We start from the raw sequence: 17,650 nt of genomic DNA, 5'->3' as shown, positions 1-17,650 counted from the left end.
TGTTCACACGAGCCTCGGAAGTGGAGCACCTAGGTGCGTCCTCTACCGAGTCTAGTGTGGCTAGCTATCTGTGGTCAATATGCAGTGCGGGTTATGGCGTATTCAAATCGCCATTCGTCCGGGGCTGTGTAAGAGCTTCGCAGAGCTTTAGTTTCAAGGTTGCCTGGACATAATGATTATGTCCTCCGCACCCGACAGAGGAGTAAAGGTGTTCGATTTCGGGTTGATGGCATGGCTGTCGAGGGCGCTAGTAACCCAAACGCACGCCCTGGGTGGCCAGCCAATCGACCACGCTGCCGTGTTCGTGCAGTCCATCCAGCAGCCGCTGCGTGGAATCCAGCGCTCTGTGGGCTTCGTCGGCGGTGATGTAACCCGCCAGGAGTGCTTCGCCCAACTCGTCCAGGTCCAGCACCTGGACTTTTGTCTTTGAAGATGTGCCCGGGGCGTATTTAGAACTCAACTGGGATTGTTCCTGGGAGGGAGCCTCCGGGAGGTGCGTCACCACATCCACGTACAGGTCACGGGTACGCCAGGTTGCTGGGGTGGTGGCGTCATCAATATCGATAAAGGCGATGTCGATGTAGAGGTCCTGCGTGGGCTCGATGCCCTCGAAGAAGTGGAACTTGTTGAGGCGTATGTCTAGGTGGGGGACTAGCCAAGATTCGAGGTAATGGAAGCGTGGGTGGCCGGGTGTGGGGCGGCGCATGTAGAGCATGGGGCTTGGGTGCTCTGGGCTGGGCTGCTCGGGGCTGGGCCGCTCAATGGCGAGCTGTACGGAAGACAGTTCGTAGGCGTCCACGGCGCGCTCGAATCCCTTGGGGTCGATGTTGATTGCGCGGGCGATGTCGAAGGTCTCTTGCTTTACTTTGTGCAGATCGGCCATGGCTTGTGCGATTGTGGTGAGCAGGATGCGGTGTACCCAGGGGGAGCGGGGTGCGGGTAGAGGAAAAGGGTATGAAAAAGGCCGCGCGGGGGCGCGGCCAAGGGCGGAAACCCGGGTGTCTAGGCGAAAGCTACTAGACGTGCAGCAGTGCCGCGGTGGGCAGGAAGTTGCAGTTGGAGTTGCCGGACTCCTTCTCGTGAGTGGTTACGCCACCCTCGAGAAGGGCGATGACGGTGCCCTTGCCAGTCTTGGCAACGCCGTTGACGGTGGCCGGACCCTTCGGATTGATGCCGGTGTAGCCCAGCGGGGTGCGGCCCATCTTGCCGGTGTTGATGTTGATCCAGTGCACGTTCATGGCGGTGTTCTGCTTCTTAGCCACGGTGCCGGTGCCCATGGCGGTGAACACGAAGTTGACCTCGCCAGCGCCGATGCCCGGCAGTGGAAGCTTAGCGGGGCCGGGTACGCCCATGGCGGTGCCGACGGCCTTGTTCTTGCCGCCGATGCACTTGCCGGAAACGGTCGGCCAGCCGAACTGGGTGAAGACCGGGGCGTTCTTCGGGATGTCAACACCCGGCTTGCCATCGCCGCGGAAGAAGCCAACCAGCTTCTTCAGGGACGCCTTAACGTTCGGCGGCAGCTGCGGGTTGTTAGCGAAAGTCTCGATCTGGTTCAGGATGTGCGGCGCAGGGCGGCCGAGGTGATCGATGGAACCCTGGACCTGAGCGCCAGCCGTTGCAGGGGCCACCACGGTCGGGACAGCAAGCGCGCAGGCGGTCGTCAGTGCTGCAGCAGCACGGGTCAAGCGTCGGGAGAAAGCCATGGCGTACCTTTCAGGTTTTGTCGCTGTTTCTAAAGTTGCTCGAGCATATACCCGAACCACATTAGTCACATTATTCACATTTGTCACATTAGTAACGTTCATTAGGAACCTTTTGTAAACAATAACACCGGCTTCAGTGCACGTCTTGCGGTTTTGAGAAAAACTTCTTCATGTCCTATGCGTTATCCTGGTGAACTAAAGGAGTAGGCTGTGAAAGGTTCCCGTAGGCAATGTTCTAGGCCAGGTTCTAAGCAATGTTCTAGGCCATGTACTGCCTTACGCTGCACTACTAAAACTGACCCCAATTTAAGGAAAGATCGGATCTGTGTCTTTGACTGAATTCCGTAATGTCGCCATCGTCGCGCACGTCGATCACGGCAAGACCACCCTCGTCGACGCCATGCTGCACCAGTCCGGCGCCTTCTCTTCGCACGGCGAAGTGGAAGAGCGCGTGATGGACTCGGGCGACCTGGAAAAGGAAAAGGGCATCACGATCCTGGCGAAAAACACCGCCATTCACCGCAAGGGTCTGGGCAAGGACGGCAGCGACCTCATCATCAACGTGATCGATACGCCCGGCCACGCTGACTTCGGCGGTGAGGTCGAGCGCGCCCTGTCCATGGTCGACGGTGTGGTTCTTCTTGTTGACGCCTCTGAGGGTCCGCTGCCGCAGACCCGTTTCGTGCTGGGCAAGGCCCTGGCTGCGAAAATGCCGGTGATCATCTGTGTGAACAAGACCGACCGCCCCGATGCCCGCATTGACGAGGTTGTTGAGGAATCACAGGATCTGCTGCTAGAGCTCGCCTCCACCCTGGAGGACGAAGAGGCGGCAGAGGCTGCCGAACAGCTGCTGGATCTGCCGGTTCTGTATACCTCCGGTCGTGAGGGCAAGGCTTCCACCGAGAACCCGGGCAACGGCAACGTCCCGGACTCCGAGGATCTGCAGCCACTGTTCGACGTTCTCTACGACGTGCTGCCGGAGCCTTCCGCAGACGTAGACGGCCCGCTGCAGGCGCACGTCACTAACCTGGACTCATCTTCCTTCCTGGGACGTATCGGCCTGGTGCGTATTCACGCTGGCCGCCTGCGCAAGGGGCAGCAGGTTGCGTGGATCCACTACGACGAAGATGGAAACCAGCACACCAAGACCGCCAAGGTTGCGGAGCTGCTGCGCACCGAAGGCGTGACGCGCGTGCCGGCCGAGGAGATGATCGCTGGCGACATCGCCGCTATCTCCGGCATCGAGGACATCATGATCGGCGACACTCTGGCCGATCCGGAAAACCCGGTCGCTCTGCCGCGCATCACCGTGGATGAGCCCGCGATTTCTATGACCATCGGCGTGAACACTTCTCCGATGGCAGGCCGTGGCGGTGGCGACAAGCTGACTGCCCGTATGGTCAAGGCCCGCCTGGACCAGGAGTTGATCGGTAACGTTTCTCTGCGCGTGTTGCCCACTGAGCGCCCGGATGCCTGGGAAGTTCAGGGCCGTGGCGAGATGGCTCTGTCCGTCCTGGTGGAGACCATGCGTCGTGAAGGCTTCGAGCTGACCGTCGGTAAGCCGCAGGTGGTTACCCGCACCATCGACGGTACGGTTCACGAGCCCTACGAAAACCTGATTATCGACGTCCCGGAGGAGCACCTCGGAGCCGTCACTCAGCTGCTGGCCGCCCGCAAGGGGCGCATGGAGTCCATGGACAACACCGGCACCGGCTGGATCCGCATGAAGTTCATTGTTCCGGCCCGTGGCCTGATCGGCTTCCGCACCGTCTTTATGACCGAAACCCGCGGCACCGGCATCGCCAACAGCTACTCCGCTGGCTACGAGCCGTGGGCGGGCGAGATCAAGGGCCGTGCCTCCGGCTCCCTGGTTGCCGACCGCTCTGGCCAGATCACCGCCTACGCGCTGATCCAGCTGGCCGACCGTGGCACCTTCTTCGTCGAGCCGGGTGCAGAGGCCTACGAGGGCATGGTCGTCGGCGCTAACAACCGCGACGAGGACATGGACATCAACATCACCAAGGAAAAGAAGCTGACGAACATGCGTTCGGCTACCGCCGATGCGACGGTGACCTTGGCTAAGGCTCGCACCCTGACCCTGGAAGAGGCTATGGAGTTCTGTGGTTTCGACGAGTGTGTCGAGGTTACCCCGGAGGTCGTCCGTGTGCGTAAGGTGATCCTGAACGCCACCGACCGCGCCCGCGCTCGTTCCCGCGAGAAGCAGCGCAATAACAACTCCTAGAAGCGCTCTTGTACTCTTTCTTCCCACCATCTGATCCTTCGTCGCGCCACCGTTCCGGCTGGGCGCGTCGTCGGCGTTTTTGGGGTTCGACGCCCACCGTTGCGGCTGCGCTGACCTCTGCGGCTCTCGCGCTGACGCTTTCCGCGTGTCAGGCGAACCCCGGGGAGGCTCCGACGGTGGAAGACCCCTCTGCCACCACGCAGTCTCAGCCGCCCAAGCCGGTGGATGAGAGCCTGCGAGAGATCACGGTGGGAGTCGATCGCTTCACCAGTAACCTCAATCCGCACCTGGTGGGTAACCGCAACCCGGTGGTCGCGGCGGTAGCGGATCTGACTCTGCCGAGCGTGTACATGCAAGGTACTGAGGGGGAGGGCCTCAATAGTGACCTGATTAGTTCGATCGCGCCAAACGATGAGGAGTTTCCGACAGAGGTGACCTACACCCTCAATCCGGAAGCGCAGTGGTCGGACGGCACCCCCATCACGATCTCGGACTTTCAGTACCTGCGCGAGGCGATCCTAAAGGAACCGCTAGCGGAGTCCAAGGGGCTGTACCGGCATGTGACTTCCATCAAACCGGGTGATAAAGAAAAGAGCGTGAAGGTCACTTTCGATCGTCCGCTGGGCGCATGGAAGCGACTGTTTATGCACCTGCTGCCTAGCCACATTTATCGGGCCGAGGGGCGCACGTTCACCACGATGATGGCTGAAGGCTCAGTCGCCTCGGCGGGACAGTACTCCGTGAAGTCGGTAGACGAAGGCCGAGGGCTGCTGGAACTGCAGCGCAACGACCGCTACTGGGGCAAGAAGGCGGCGAAGACGGACATCATTCGTTTCACTGCGGTTCCCAATGAGTCGACGGGCGCGCAGATGATGCGCACCCAGCAGATCCAGATGTACATGACGCACACCTCGGCCACCACCGACCTGGCCATGGAGCAGTTGCCCTATGCCCAGGTGCGAAAAACTACCCGTGAAGTGCAGCTGAACCTGCAGCTGAATCAGGCAAGCCCACTCTTGCGGAACCGCGCTCTGCGGCGCCAGTTGCTGGGTGCGATCGATTCTGAAAGAATCGCCCGGATCGTTTCCGGGGACCCTGATGTCGACTCCCCGCACTGGAACGTCAAGCCGAAGATGGAAAAGGAAGTACCGGACAATCTGGTGGCCGATGACCGACCCGATGGAATTGTCATCGGTGCGGTCAACGACGATCAGCTGGCTGTGGACGCTGCCCGTTCGGTGGTGGATCAGCTATTGCAGGCCGGTATTCCCGCAGTGGTGCGCACCGGGGAAGCCTCAGACATTCTGGGTACGTCGGTGCAACAGGGCACCGTCGACGGCGTGATCACTTGGCAGCGCAGCCCGCAGCTTATCGCCGATTATGTGCAGCAATACGGCTGCACGAACAGCTCGCAGACTGCGGACGCGCGCACGTCGAATAACAACTCCGGCTCCGAAGCCAAGGGTGGGGAAGGCAAACGCTCAGGCAAGAACGCTGGCGAAGGGGCAAGCGCGAGAGCCAACGAAGGTGCCGACGGGAGCGCCGATGAGAAGTCCGGCGCGGAAGCGCGCCTGGATAACACGCCAAGCGGCGGCAACCTCAGCGGAACGTGCGACCAAGAACTGGAACAGCGCCTCACCAAGCTCCGCGAAGGCGAGACGAAACTGGATGATGAACGTCCTCAGGTGGACGATCGCATCGCGGAACTCTCGACGGTCCTACCGATCCTGTCGGATCGTTTCACCGTGGTGGCGTCGAATAGGCTCAGTGGGCCGACCCGGAAGCTGGAGGACTGGCCGTTGGACGACAGTAGTTCGTTGCTGATCTCCGCGCCTTTGTGGACTCTGATGCCGATGGAGGAGCTGGATCGCAGCGCCGCCGATAACGCCCGCAAGGAGGACTAGACCGTGAGCAGCAATCCGGAACCAGCGCACGCGATCACTGTGATGGCGGTGCATGCGCACCCCGACGACGAAACTCTGTGGACGGGTCTGGCGTTAGCTAAGGCACGCAGGCTCGGCCATGAGGTAGCCGTGGTGACCTGCACCCTCGGCGAAGAGGGCGAGGTGATCGGGGAGAAGTACCAAGCTCTTCTGGACGCCCAACAGTACGAACACGGCACGGGAATGCTCGGCGGTTACCGCATCGCCGAGCTCCAGCGAGCACTTAGCGTGCTGGGGATTCATCATGGCCCGAACCTGCTGGGTGGTTGCGGTGCCTGGCGGGATTCGGGAATGGAAGGAAGCGACTCGATTCGCCACCCGCGGGCATTCGCACGCGCGCCGGAAAGCCCCAGCGACGGCGCCGATGGAATCGCGGACGCGGGGTTCGAGGCACAGGTTGCGCAGCTTATCCAGCTTATCCAGCAGATCTGCCCGCAGGTCATCCTGACCTACGCCGCCGACGGTGGCTACGGCCACCCGGATCACAAGCGGGCGCACCAGATCGTGCACGAGGCAGTGCGGCGGCTGGAGGCAGCAGGGGCAGGTACAGAAGCGGAGAGCTTCGTGCCTAGCCAAGTGTTGTGGTGCGTGACGGAGGACGAGAAGTTCGCCGAGGGCATGCAGGGTATGGAAAGCGTGCAGGCACCGGAGGGATGGAAGCTCCCCAGTGCGGGCGACATCGCCACTGTCCCTTCCTCCGAGGTGGACCTGGTGGTTCACGGTTCTGCAGAAGACGTGGCCGCGAAGCAGGCCGCCATGCGCGCCCATGCCACACAGATTTGGGTGGCGGATGGGTCGACCTCGGACGTAAACGATCAGGCGCGGGAATCCAACCCGCCCGCACGCACAGCCGCCACGTTGTTCTGCCTTTCCAACCTGATCACCCAGCCCCTACTGGACAACGAAAGCTATCGCGTCGCGTGGACTAAACCTGGCGTGCCGGAGGACTTCTTCGCCCGCGCAGTGGGGGAGCGCCTGGTGGGTGGGAAGTCTTAAACGGCGCGGCCTGGGGCGTCAATAAGAAGAGCAAGCACTAGGATAGATCGACGTGAATGCGAAAAAGAGCACCGGAACAGGCCGGGACGAAGAGCCGAACTGGGGGCACCCCACGAAAAGCCAGGCGCGCAAGGATACGACGCGCGCGGAGCGCATGTCCGGCATCGTGTGGCTCTCTATCGGCGCACTGTTTGGGCTGTTCATCAGCGTTTTATACATCGGCTCCCGCATCACGGTGGGGGACGTCGAGGTGCCGCTGCCGTGGACACTGCTTTTTGCCCTGGTGTTCAACCGCGCACTGACTAAAACCGCACTGCTGTGGACCGATAACAAGCTGATCGCCGGCATTCCCGCGCTGGTGTGGCTAGCCGGGTACTTGCTGGCGGGGATGTGGCCGGAGCTGTCTTTCGGTGAGGCGACGTTAATGCCACAGACCGTGTGGTCTATGCTGCTGCTTGTGGTCGGTTTGGCAGCGGCCGCGTGGCCACTTCGGCCTCAGTTTTCTCTGGAACCGCTGAAGTGACAGAATAGAAGCTCATAGAGAGCTCTGTGGAGTATGACGAACTTTCCAGAAAGGGTAGGTATTTAGACGATGACCTACACGATCGCGCAGCCTTGTGTAGACGTGATGGACCGCGCTTGCGTTGAAGAGTGCCCCGTTGACTGCATCTACGAGGGCAAGCGTTCCCTGTACATTCACCCCGACGAGTGCGTTGACTGCGGTGCTTGTGAGCCTGTCTGCCCGGTCGAGGCCATTTTCTACGAGGATGACGTGCCGGACGAGTGGGAAGAGTACAACGACGCTAACGCTGCCTTCTTCGACGACCTGGGCTCCCCGGGCGGTGCTGCGAAGCTGGGGCCGCAGGACTTCGATGCGGAGCTGATCGCTAACCTGCCGCCGCAGGCTTAGGTCTTCTTCTTTATTGACGCCCGCAGTTGCGCCGGTTAGCGCCGAGCGCACAGAGCAGGCGGTATAGAGTACAAGCATGACCCTGAAGCGCACCAAAGTAGCCGACCGACTGCCCGACTTCCCCTGGGATTCGCTTGCCGAGGCCAAAGCCACGGCGGCGAAGCACCCCGACGGGATCGTGGATTTGTCGGTCGGTACTCCTGTAGATCCGGTCTCCCCGGCGATTCAGCTGGCGCTGACGGAATCCGCCGCGGAGCCGGGCTACCCGCAGACTAAGGGCACCCTGGAACTGCGTAAAGCCATCGTGGGGGCGATGGAGCGCCGCTTTAAGGTGACCAGCCTGGATGCCGATAGCCAAGTGCTGCCGGTGATCGGCACCAAGGAGGCCATCGCGTGGATGCCCACCCTGCTGGGGCTAGGTGCAGGCCACACGGTAGTGATTCCGGAGCTGGCTTACCCGACCTACGAGGTCTCCGCCCGCCTGGCTGGGGCGGACGTGCTGCGCAGTGATTCTTTGCTGAAGTTGGGGCCGCAGACCCCGGCGCTGATCTACCTGAACTCCCCGGCCAACCCGCACGGCCAGGTGCTGGGAGTGGAGCACCTGCGCAAGTTCGTGGAATTCGCCCGCGAGCGCGGCACCATCATCGTCTCCGACGAGTGTTACCTGGGTCTGGGCTGGGGCGAGGAACGCCCCGTGTCGATCCTGGATCCCGAGGTATGCGGCGGTGACTTCACTAACCTCATCGCCGTCCACTCGCTGTCGAAGACCTCCAACTTGGCCTCTTATCGTGCGGGCTGGCTGGCCGGCGACGGTGCGCTGATCCAGGAGCTGCTGGGAATCCGCCGCCACGCAGGCCTGATGAACCCCGGCCCGATCCAGTCCGCCATGGTCGCCGCCCTGGAGGAAGACGGCCACGAAGTTTTGCAGAAGCAGTTGTACCACGAACGCCGCGAGCTGCTGAAGGCTGCCCTGCTGCAGGCCGGTTTCGATATCGAGTACTCCGACGGTGGTCTGTACCTGTGGGCCACCCAGGGGCGTGACGGCCGCGAGACCGTCGCAGAGCTGGCCGACAAGGGCATCCTGGTTGCCCCGGGCGATTTCTATGGCCCGAAGGGGAAGAACTTTGTCCGCGTGGGGCTGACCGCCACCGACGAGCGGATTGAGGCAGCCGCCCGCCGCCTCACCGGTGACGAATCGGCAGCCGCGCAGTAGCGCGCAGAAATTGGAGCTCTGGCGCCGATTCCTGCCCTACAACGCTGGCGCCCACCGCCGCGCCACGGCGTATCTGCCGTCAAGACCATGCTGACTGGCCGCGTCCCCGACGACGGTCGGGCCTACCTGGCCGCCGCGGCGGGCGATTCCCCTTTCGCGCCCGGCACCCCGCTGGAACCAGGGCTTGCTCTTGTGGATCCGACGCCCACATGGGTCTATCCCGACTTTCCAGAAGAACCCGCCGAGCTCCTGGCAGCTGATATTCCGATTCTGTACTCCGGACCGGATGCATTGGTGGTGGACAAGCCCCACGGGCTGCCGTCTACGCCCAATGGCAGACTCTTGCGGGCCACCGTGCAGTCGTTGATGCGCGTGCGCCTGAGGGAGCCGGAATTAGTGGCAGCTCACCGCCTGGATCGGGACACTCGCGGCCTGTTGGTGCTATCCCGCAACCCCGCCACGCGCGGGTTCCTGCAGTCACAGTTCCAGCGTAGGGAAGTGGAAAAGACCTACCAGGCGATGGCGCCGGACATTCCGGAGATCGGGGCGCAGTGGCAAGAAGTAGCACTGCCGATGCTGAAGGTGAAGGACGACCCGCAGGTGCGGGTGGGCAGCGCCGCAGCGTTGCCTACACAGCCCACGCTGTCCACACAGCTCAAAACGCAGGGCCGGGCGAAGTCCACGGTGACGCGCATTCGGAAGCTGGCGACCCGTCGCTGCGTGGCAACCTCAGAAACCAATGCTGCCGCTGGCACAGCCGCTACCGCTGTCTATGAGCTGCAACCGCGGACCGGGCACACGCACCAGCTACGGGCGTTGATGAATCACCTGGGTGCTCCCATCTACGGCGACGACACGTACCCGGAATACCATCCCGGGACGGGGGCGTTACAGCTGCGCGCGGTCGCTATCGAGTTGGCGCTGGAGGCGTCACAAGAAAAGGGCGAATTAAAAAACAGGCAGCGCATCGCGATCGAGCGCTGCCTGGAAGATCCCTGGTCGCAGTGGAACAAGGGTTAGTTGGCGTGTAGAGCCTCGTTGAGCTCGACGGTGTTGGCGTTGGCGACGGCCTCTACCGCGCCGCTGACGGAGTTGCGGCGGAACAGGATGCCGCTGGCGCCGGAGAGCTCGGCGGCCTTCACAGCCTCGCCCTCCTGCTTGCCCAGCTGCCGGGCGACTTCGCCGGTCAGCGTGACCTTGGTACCGAAGGTGACGTACAGGCCGGCCTCGACGGTGACATCATCGCCCAGGGAGATGCCCACGCCGGAGTTGGCGCCCAGCAAGCAGCGCTCGCCGATGGAAATGACCTGCTTGCCGCCACCGGATAGGGTGCCCATGATGGAGGCGCCACCACCGATGTCGGAGCCATCACCGACGACAACACCGCCGGAGATACGGCCTTCAACCATTGAAGAGCCCAGGGTGCCGGCGTTGAAGTTCACGAAGCCCTCGTGCATGACCGTGGTGCCCTCGGCCAGGTGAGCGCCCAGACGCACGCGGTCGGCATCGCCGATACGTACGCCGGTGGGAACCACGTAGTCGACCATGCGGGGGAACTTATCCACGCTGTAGATCGTCACCGGGCCACGCTCGGCCTGTAGGCGGGCGCGAACAGCCTCGAAACCGGGGACCGCGCACGGGCCGTGGTTGGTCCACACAACGTTGCTGAGCAGCCCGAATAGGCCATCCAGGTTGCAGCCGTGGGGCTTGATCTTGCGGCCGGAGATCAGGTGCAGGCGCAGGTAGGCGTCGTGCGCATCCTCCGCCGGGGCATCCAGGTCAGTAATGGTGGTGGTCACCGCAACGCGGCGGGTGCCGCGGACCTCGTCCGTACCGGCCAGATTGGCCAGGGGACGGAAGGATTCGGGGGCGGAGGTGGTGGCGTCATCAAGATCGAACACTTGGGTTCCAGCCTTATCGCCAGCGGCGTCAGATGTACCGAGGTCGAACTCGAAGAACCAGGTATCCAGCACATCGCCGGAATCGGTCAGAGTGGCAAATCCATTTCCATAAGCAGCAGTCATGCTTTTCGATCCTACCTTTCAGCGGTCGTTGATTCTGGGCTGCTGTGACCCTTCTGGGTGTTCTGCAGAACAAAGCCGATCACGCTCAGTACTGCGAAGGCAATAGTGACCGTCAGAACCTGCATGCGAGCGCCTTCGTCGAAGAGCATCAGGACGGTCAGCGCAACGAGTGCGAGGAAAGTCAGCCACGGCAGAACCGGGTAGCCCCACATACGCACGGTGAGGGTGCCATCTTGCTCGAAGGTCGGGCGCAGCTTGATCTGCGCCAGCACAATCACCATCCAGATCACCAGCAGGGTGCCGCCGACGGCGTTGAACAGTATGTTGATGAGGTCCTTCGGACCCCATACCTGCAGGGCGACAGAAACGAAGGCGAAGAACAGCGAGCACCACACGGCGCGGAAAGGAACCTTCTGCGCGTTGGTTTTGCCGAACCAGCGGGGGACGTTGCCCTCCTGGGAGAAGCTGTACATCAGGCGGCTGGTTGCGTAGATCTGCGCGTTGAAAGCGGACAGCAGGGCCAGGACGATCACGCCCTCCATGATCTCCACGACGCCCGGGATCTGCGCGAGAGCCAGGATGCGGGTGAAGGGGGATTCTTCGGCGGACTCTGCCTCACCGAGCGTTTCGAAGGGCAGCAGGGCCGAGATGAGGAACACACTGCCCAGGTAGAAGATCGAGATTCGCCAGATCACGGCACGCACAGCCGCGGCAATAGATGAGGCCGGATCCTTGGACTCCGCGGCGGCGATCGTCACAATCTCAATGCCACCGAAGGCGAAAGCCACGGCCAGCAGACCCACGGCCATGCCGGAAACGCCGTTGGGGGCGAAGTCGGCGAAGTTGCTGAGCCCCGGGGACTCGTAGTTCGGGAACAGGTTGAACAGCAGACCCGCACCCACGAACAAGAAGACAACGATGACCGCGACCTTGATGAACGCGAACCAGTACTCGAATTCACCGAAGCCACGCACGCCCACGAGGTTCACAATGGTAAACAGCACCACGCATATCAATCCAGGGATCCAGCCCTCTACGCCGAACCACGAACCCATGATCGCGCCCGCACCGGTGATTTCCGCGCCCATCACCATGATCAGCATGAACCAGTACAGCCAACCCAAGGCGAAGCCATTCCAGCGACCGAAAGCCATCTGGCCGTACGTGGCGAAGGTGCCGGACGCGGGGCGGGCGGCGGCCAGCTCGCCAAGCATCTGCATCACGGCGATCACTACGATGCCGGCGACGATGTAGGACAGCAGCACCGCCGGGCCGGCGGCCTGGATGCCTACACCGGTGCCTAGGAACAGCCCGGCGCCGATGGCAGAGCCGAGGCCCATCATCGTCAGGTGGCGGGTTTCTAGGCTGTGACCCAGCTGGTTCGAGGCGCCCTCGCTAGCACCTGTGTCGGAATCTCGAGTTTTCATAACAGAATTAGAACACAACGGGCTTTCCCACAGGCCAGCATGGGCAGTTTTAACCCCGTAGGTATTTGGAATTCGTCTAGGATCGCAAGCGATGAGTACACCAGAGACGTCCATTGACCTGACCGCTGGCGCGGTGGCGCTCACCCGTCAGCTTGTCGATATTTACAGCGAATCGCACCACGAGCAGCAGATCGCCGACTCTGTCGAGCCCGCCCTGCGTGCCATCGAGAACGTGGAGGTTACCCGCCGGGGCAACACCCTGGTCGCTCGTACCCACCGCGACCTGGGCGATCGGGTGGTGCTGGCCGGCCACCTGGATACGGTGCCGCCGGCAGAAAACCTGCCTTCCCGCGTAGGACCGGATCCGGAGACGGGGGAGGAGACCATCTTCGGCCTCGGCTCGGTGGACATGAAATCCGGCGCGGCCTGCTACGCACATGCGTTTGCGACGTTGGCGAACTCCCCGGATCTGGCCTGCGACCTGACGTTGGTGCTTTACGAAGGCGAGGAAGTAGCCACCAAATACAACGGGCTGAACCACCTGGTGCAGTCCGATCCCGAGTTGCTGGAGGGTGACCTGGCGCTGCTGGGCGAGCCTTCCGGTGGGATGATCGAAGCCGGCTGTCAGGGCACCTTGCGGGTGAAGGTCACCGCCCTGGGTGCCCGCGCGCACTCCGCCCGCAGCTGGCTGGGGCACAACGCGTTGCATGATCTGGCTCGGGTGCTGGTGCGGGTGGCGGATTACGAGCCCCAGGATGTAGAGATCGACGGCCTGGTCTACAAGGAGGGCCTCAACGCCGTGATGGCTGAGTCCGGCGTGGCCACCAACACCATCCCCGACGAGGCCTGGGCTTTCATCAACTTCCGCTACGCTCCGCACCGCAGCGTCGACGAGGCTCTGGAGCACCTGTACGACGTGCTGCAGGTAGGTACGCCCGATGCGCCTGCCGAGGGTTTCTCTGTTCTTCTTGATGACGCCGCAGCCGCGGCGAGCCCCGGCCTCAACCAACCCTTCGCGGCAAGGTTGGTGGAGGCCACCGGAGGGCGCGTGCGCCCGAAGTACGGCTGGACCGACGTTGCACGTTTCACCCAGCTGGGCATCCCCGCCGTGAACTTCGGCCCCGGCGACCCCGGCTTATGCCATACGAAGGACGAGCGGTGCCCGGTCGCGCAGATCGAGGACGTCAGTAGGGAACTAATCCAGTTTCTTACCCGCTAACCGCACGCTGGCACCTGAGCTAACCCCGACCACCCGCGCTCCCGGTGCGTGGCACCTAGAGGGGGGTGTGAACTGGGTGGAAGTGAGGTGGCGTCAATTAGAACGAGCGTCAGAGGCCGCCAAGCAGTAGCGTGAAAAGCACACAGAAACATAAAGATCTAGAAGACAATTAAGGCAAACTCCCGCATGAACAACAGCGAGAACAACCGAGACTTCCGCCTCCGCGGCCCCGTGCTGCTGCGCGGCAAGAAGCACAGCCAGAAGCAGAAGTCGACCACGGATCAGCGACTGCTGGGCGAGCAGGCCAACATCGACTGGCTGCACACCGATCCGTGGCGCGTGATGCGCATCCAGTCCGAGTTCGTCGATGGCTTCGGCGCGCTGGCGAAGATCCCCAAGGCCATCACAGTGTTCGGCTCCGCGCGGGTAAAACCCGACCACGAGTACTACGCAAAGGGTCGAGAGCTGGGACGGTTGATCCACGAGGCCGGCTACGCGACGATCACCGGCGGCGGGCCAGGTCTGATGGAAGCCCCTAACCGGGGCGCGCAGGAATCCGGCGGCATGTCCATCGGCCTGGGCATTGAACTGCCGATGGAACAGAGCCTGAATCACTGGGTGGATCTGGGGCTGAACTTCCGCTACTTCTTCGTGCGCAAGACCATGTTCCTGAAGTACTCCCAGGCCTTCATCTGCCTGCCCGGTGGCTACGGCACGCTGGACGAGCTGTTCGAGGCCCTGGTGATGGTGCAGACCGAGAAGATCCGGAAGTTCCCGATTATCCTGATCGGCAAGGAATTCTGGGGCGGGCTGGTCGATTGGATCACCACACGTCTGGTCGACGAGGGCATGATCTCCCCGGAGGACGTGGATCTTTTCCACGTGACCGACGACCCGGCGGAGGCCGTGCAGATCTGCGTGGACGCACACGCCAACCACGTGCGGAAGCTGAAGATCCGCCAGGAGGAGCTGTCCATCGAGCAGGAGCGGATCAACGCGCAGCTGGAGCGCTTTGAGGGCGAAGAGCCCCGCGCGGACTAGGGCTGGCGCAAGGCGGTAGATTAAGAATCATGTTTTGGTTGTTGTCTCTTGTCGGAGCGTTCCTGGTGGGCGCGCTCCTGGTTTTCTTACTAGGCACCGTTTTTGGGCGTGGGGAGGCGCTACCGCCCGTCACGGAGGGAGCGGCGAAACGACAGCACTGGGATGACCTACAGAACAGCCCGCTGACCGCCGACGGGATCCGAGAGACCAGTTTCTCCCTGGCATTCCGTGGCTACAACCAGGCTGAGGTGGACCTCTACATCGAGCGCCTGGCAGCGCGCATCGAAGAGCTGGAAGGCCACAGCGAACAGCCCGACGCGACGGAAGTAGACGCGAGCGCAACCAAAGTAGACACGAGCGCAACCACAGTAAATACAGCAGAAACTCTGGAACAGGAGCGTTAACGATGGCACCGATCCCAAACATCCCGCAGAAAGTGACCAGCGTGACGATCGGCCCGCGCGCCGAAGGTTCCGAGATCATCGAAACCGAAATTAAGGTCGCGCCGGGGCAGACCGCGCCTGGGGACGTCGAGCTTGATACCTCTGGACGTTGGGTTGCGTGGGTTCCCACCGAGCCGACCCGCCCATTGGACCTGAGCGACGGCCGGGAGTTCTTGGAAGACGGCTGGCGCGGCGCTGGTGCGAAGCTGGTGCGCCGGATCGGCAAGGTGGTAGACGGCCACCCCGTGCGCGCAAAGAAGCACATCGTACAGGTGAACCTGCCGGCGGAGTTTACACCGGACAACGTCCGTTCCCTGGTCACCGGCCTGATCGTCGGTAACCACTCCTTCGTGACGACCAACAAGCGCAAGCCCGCCCGCGTGCGCAACGTGCATGTGGTGTTGCCGGAGGGATATGAGTTCTCTGGGTTCGAGACCTCCGACTACGTTGACGCGGTCCAGCAAGGCACGGCGCTGGGTAAGGCCACCTGCCTATCCCGCGATCTTGCCAACGCCCCGGCAAACGTGAAGTCCCCAGAGTGGTTGGCCAACCAGGCCAAGCAAGCTGTCGCTGGCCTGGACGGGGTCAAGGTGCGCCTGCGCGACGCGGGCTGGCTGGAGGACAAGGGCTTCGGCGGCATCCTCGCCGTCGGCCGGGGATCGTCCCGCCCGCCGATGTTGATTGAACTGGTCTGGGATCCGCAGAAGATCGACAAGCCACGTCGCCGCCGCACCGTCGTCCTGGTTGGCAAGGGCGTGACCTTCGATACCGGTGGCATCAGCGTGAAGCCCGCTGCGGGGATGGACACGATGCGCACCGACATGACCGGTGGCGCCAGCGTGATTGCTGCCTTCCGAGCGCTGGCGGAGCAGCAGGTGCCGCGCAAGATAGTGGCCCTCATCCCGACCGCGGAAAACATGATCGATGGCAAGTCCTACCGCCCCGGTGACGTGGTGGAGCACTACGGTGGACTGACCTCCGAGGTGACGAACACCGACGCCGAGGGGCGCATGATCCTGGCCGATGCCATCAGTTATGGCGCAAAGAAGTACAAGCCGACTGCCGTGGTGACAATCGCTACCCTCACGGGCGCGGCGAAGCTCGCCCTGGGCACGCGTACTGGTGCTGTGTTTTCCGACAACTGGGGAGCAGGCGTCAAGCTTGCCCGTCGCGGTGCGACCGTCGGTGAAAACTGGTGGCCGATGCCGATGCAGGAGTACCTGGAGGATAACGTCTCCTCCAAGATCGCCGACGTGCGTCAAACCCCCAAGGGGCCGGGCGCGACGACCGCTGCGATGTTCCTGCGTCGCTTCACCCGCGATCTGCCTCTGATTCACCTGGATATTGCCGGTCCGGGGCGCGCGGAATCTACCTACGACGAAGTCACTCCGGTGGGTACGGGCTTTGGCGCCCGCACACTCGTGCAGTGGCTGTTGCACTAGCCCTCCGCGAAAAGGCAGTGGACGGTTTACCATGGGGGAGTCGTTTATTAGCTCCCTCTCAAGAGAGCTATCTAGAAATTTTCAGGAAGGAATCTGTTCGTGCTTGCAGATGTCATTGACCTCCTCGCCGATCCAGTAGACGGTTCCCGCTTGAGCGCTGGCGACGAAGAGTGGCGCACCCTGGTTTCCGAATCGGGCCACAGCTATGACGTCGCACGGCAGGGCTATGTGACTCTTGCCGGTGGCTCTGGGCTGCGCTATTCGGGTGATGACGCCTCGATGATCGATGCGCGCGAGACCTTCCTCTCCGGTGGCCACTTCGCCCCCTTCGTCGAGGCCGTGACTGCCGATGTCGAGAACGTCCTCGACGATGGCAATGTTGCCGCTGAGCACGCCCCATCCATCGTGGAGATCGGCGCGGGTACGGGCTACTACCTGGCTCACGCCCTGGACACGATCGAGCGCTCTCGCGGCGTGGGCATCGATGTCTCGACCGCGGCGGCGAAGCGTTTGGCTTCTTCCCACTCGCGGGTCGGTGCGGTTGTTGCCGACGCCTGGTCGCGCCTGCCTATTCTTTCGGAAAGTGTGGACGCCATCATGGTTGTCTTCGCTCCACGCAATGCGGCAGAGTTCGCCCGCATCCTTACGCCGGAGGGACAGGTGGTTGTCCTTACCGCAGAGGTTGGCCACCTGGGTGAGCTGCGCGAACCCCTGGGCATTCTGGATGTGGAAGAGGGCAAGGTTGAGCGGATGATCAACCAGGCCTCCGGCCACCTGGTGCCGGTGGGGGATCCGGAGCACATCGAGTTCCCGATGGTGCTGGATCAGGCCTCCATTGCCGCCCAGATCGGCATGAGCCCCTCTGCGCGCCACATCCACCCAGATGTGCTGCAGGAGCGCATCGCTGCACTGCCGGAGACCATGGAGGTCACCGCCCGCGCGGCCATCACGCGCTTGGCGAAGGCCAACCGCTAGGCTCTTGCTCGGTCGCGACTAGCGGCCAGTTAGTCTTCGTCTGTGATGTCTAGCGACATTTTGGACACGGAG

General features: G+C 62.5%; 16 protein-coding genes. 12 read left to right on the top strand and 4 right to left on the bottom strand.

The features are described from left to right. Nucleotides 1–247: 247 nt before the first annotated feature. A complete protein-coding gene (locus HMPREF2678_RS08125; protein ID WP_070551936.1) occupies nt 248–883 on the bottom strand; it encodes a DUF402 domain-containing protein in 636 nt (211 codons plus the stop codon). A gap of 133 nt (nt 884–1,016) precedes the next feature. Next, complete coding sequence (locus HMPREF2678_RS08120) at nt 1,017–1,703, bottom strand: Rv1157c family protein (RefSeq protein ID WP_070551934.1); 687 nt, start codon at nt 1,701–1,703, stop codon at nt 1,017–1,019. Nucleotides 1,704–2,028: 325 nt separating this feature from the next. Here HMPREF2678_RS08120 and typA point away from each other — a divergent pair, with 325 nt between their 5' ends. The 7 genes from typA (at nt 2,029) to HMPREF2678_RS08085 (ending at nt 10,027) form a co-directional block, all read left to right on the top strand. Beyond that, nucleotides 2,029–3,945, top strand: coding sequence for a translational GTPase TypA (typA, locus tag HMPREF2678_RS08115; protein ID WP_034970910.1), 1,917 nt, complete (start codon nt 2,029–2,031; stop codon nt 3,943–3,945). Nucleotides 3,946–3,953: 8 nt separating this feature from the next. Next, a complete protein-coding gene (locus tag HMPREF2678_RS08110; protein ID WP_083303449.1) occupies nt 3,954–5,849 on the top strand; it encodes an ABC transporter family substrate-binding protein in 1,896 nt (631 codons plus the stop codon). 3 nt (nt 5,850–5,852) lie between these two features. Beyond that, on the top strand, nt 5,853–6,884 hold the full coding sequence (locus HMPREF2678_RS08105; protein ID WP_070551931.1) for a PIG-L family deacetylase: 1,032 nt from the start codon (nt 5,853–5,855) through the stop codon (nt 6,882–6,884). A gap of 46 nt (nt 6,885–6,930) precedes the next feature. Then, nucleotides 6,931–7,407 carry a hypothetical protein gene (locus HMPREF2678_RS08100; protein ID WP_070551929.1) on the top strand — a complete coding sequence of 159 codons (477 nt, stop codon included), beginning with the start codon at nt 6,931–6,933 and terminating at the stop codon, nt 7,405–7,407. Nucleotides 7,408–7,476: 69 nt separating this feature from the next. Next, nucleotides 7,477–7,794 (top strand): ferredoxin, encoded by a 318-nt coding sequence (fdxA, locus tag HMPREF2678_RS08095; protein WP_034970907.1) that lies wholly within the window; start codon nt 7,477–7,479, stop codon nt 7,792–7,794. Between the two features lie 76 nt (nt 7,795–7,870). Then, the gene (gene dapC / locus HMPREF2678_RS08090) at nt 7,871–9,007 is read left to right on the top strand and encodes a succinyldiaminopimelate transaminase (RefSeq protein WP_070551927.1); all 1,137 of its coding nucleotides are present in this window, start codon (nt 7,871–7,873) and stop codon (nt 9,005–9,007) included. Between the two features lie 87 nt (nt 9,008–9,094). Next, a complete protein-coding gene (locus tag HMPREF2678_RS08085) occupies nt 9,095–10,027 on the top strand; it encodes a pseudouridine synthase (protein WP_070551924.1) in 933 nt (310 codons plus the stop codon). Here HMPREF2678_RS08085 and dapD read toward each other — a convergent pair. Continuing rightward, a complete protein-coding gene (dapD, locus tag HMPREF2678_RS08080) occupies nt 10,024–11,031 on the bottom strand; it encodes a 2,3,4,5-tetrahydropyridine-2,6-dicarboxylate N-succinyltransferase (protein WP_043012696.1) in 1,008 nt (335 codons plus the stop codon). The genes HMPREF2678_RS08085 and dapD overlap by 4 nt on opposite strands. 11 nt (nt 11,032–11,042) lie before the next feature. Continuing rightward, nucleotides 11,043–12,458 (bottom strand): amino acid permease, encoded by a 1,416-nt coding sequence (locus HMPREF2678_RS08075; RefSeq protein WP_051879501.1) that lies wholly within the window; start codon nt 12,456–12,458, stop codon nt 11,043–11,045. 91 nt (nt 12,459–12,549) lie between these two features. Here HMPREF2678_RS08075 and dapE point away from each other — a divergent pair, with 91 nt between their 5' ends. From dapE to HMPREF2678_RS08050, 5 genes are all read left to right on the top strand, one after another. Next, entirely contained in the window at nt 12,550–13,677 is a 1,128-nt protein-coding gene (dapE, locus tag HMPREF2678_RS08070; protein WP_070551922.1) for a succinyl-diaminopimelate desuccinylase, read from the top strand. 186 nt (nt 13,678–13,863) lie between these two features. Beyond that, nucleotides 13,864–14,718 carry an LOG family protein gene (locus HMPREF2678_RS08065; RefSeq protein WP_034979252.1) on the top strand — a complete coding sequence of 285 codons (855 nt, stop codon included), beginning with the start codon at nt 13,864–13,866 and terminating at the stop codon, nt 14,716–14,718. A 29-nt stretch (nt 14,719–14,747) separates the two neighbouring features. Next, a complete protein-coding gene (locus HMPREF2678_RS08060) occupies nt 14,748–15,122 on the top strand; it encodes a DivIVA domain-containing protein (RefSeq protein ID WP_083303448.1) in 375 nt (124 codons plus the stop codon). Between the two features lie 2 nt (nt 15,123–15,124). Further along, nucleotides 15,125–16,603: a leucyl aminopeptidase family protein gene (locus HMPREF2678_RS08055; RefSeq protein WP_070551920.1), complete on the top strand. Its 1,479-nt coding sequence runs from the start codon at nt 15,125–15,127 to the stop codon at nt 16,601–16,603. Between the two features lie 99 nt (nt 16,604–16,702). After that, entirely contained in the window at nt 16,703–17,578 is an 876-nt protein-coding gene (locus HMPREF2678_RS08050; protein WP_043012698.1) for a methyltransferase domain-containing protein, read from the top strand. Nucleotides 17,579–17,650 lie beyond the last annotated feature (72 nt).

Origin of the sequence: Corynebacterium sp. HMSC058E07 (assembly GCF_001809885.1) — a bacterium.
Classification (GTDB): Bacteria; Actinomycetota; Actinomycetes; order Mycobacteriales; family Mycobacteriaceae; genus Corynebacterium; species Corynebacterium macclintockiae.
The sequence above is the reverse complement of the archived record's forward strand: the minus strand, read 5'-3'. Positions and strand labels throughout refer to the sequence as shown.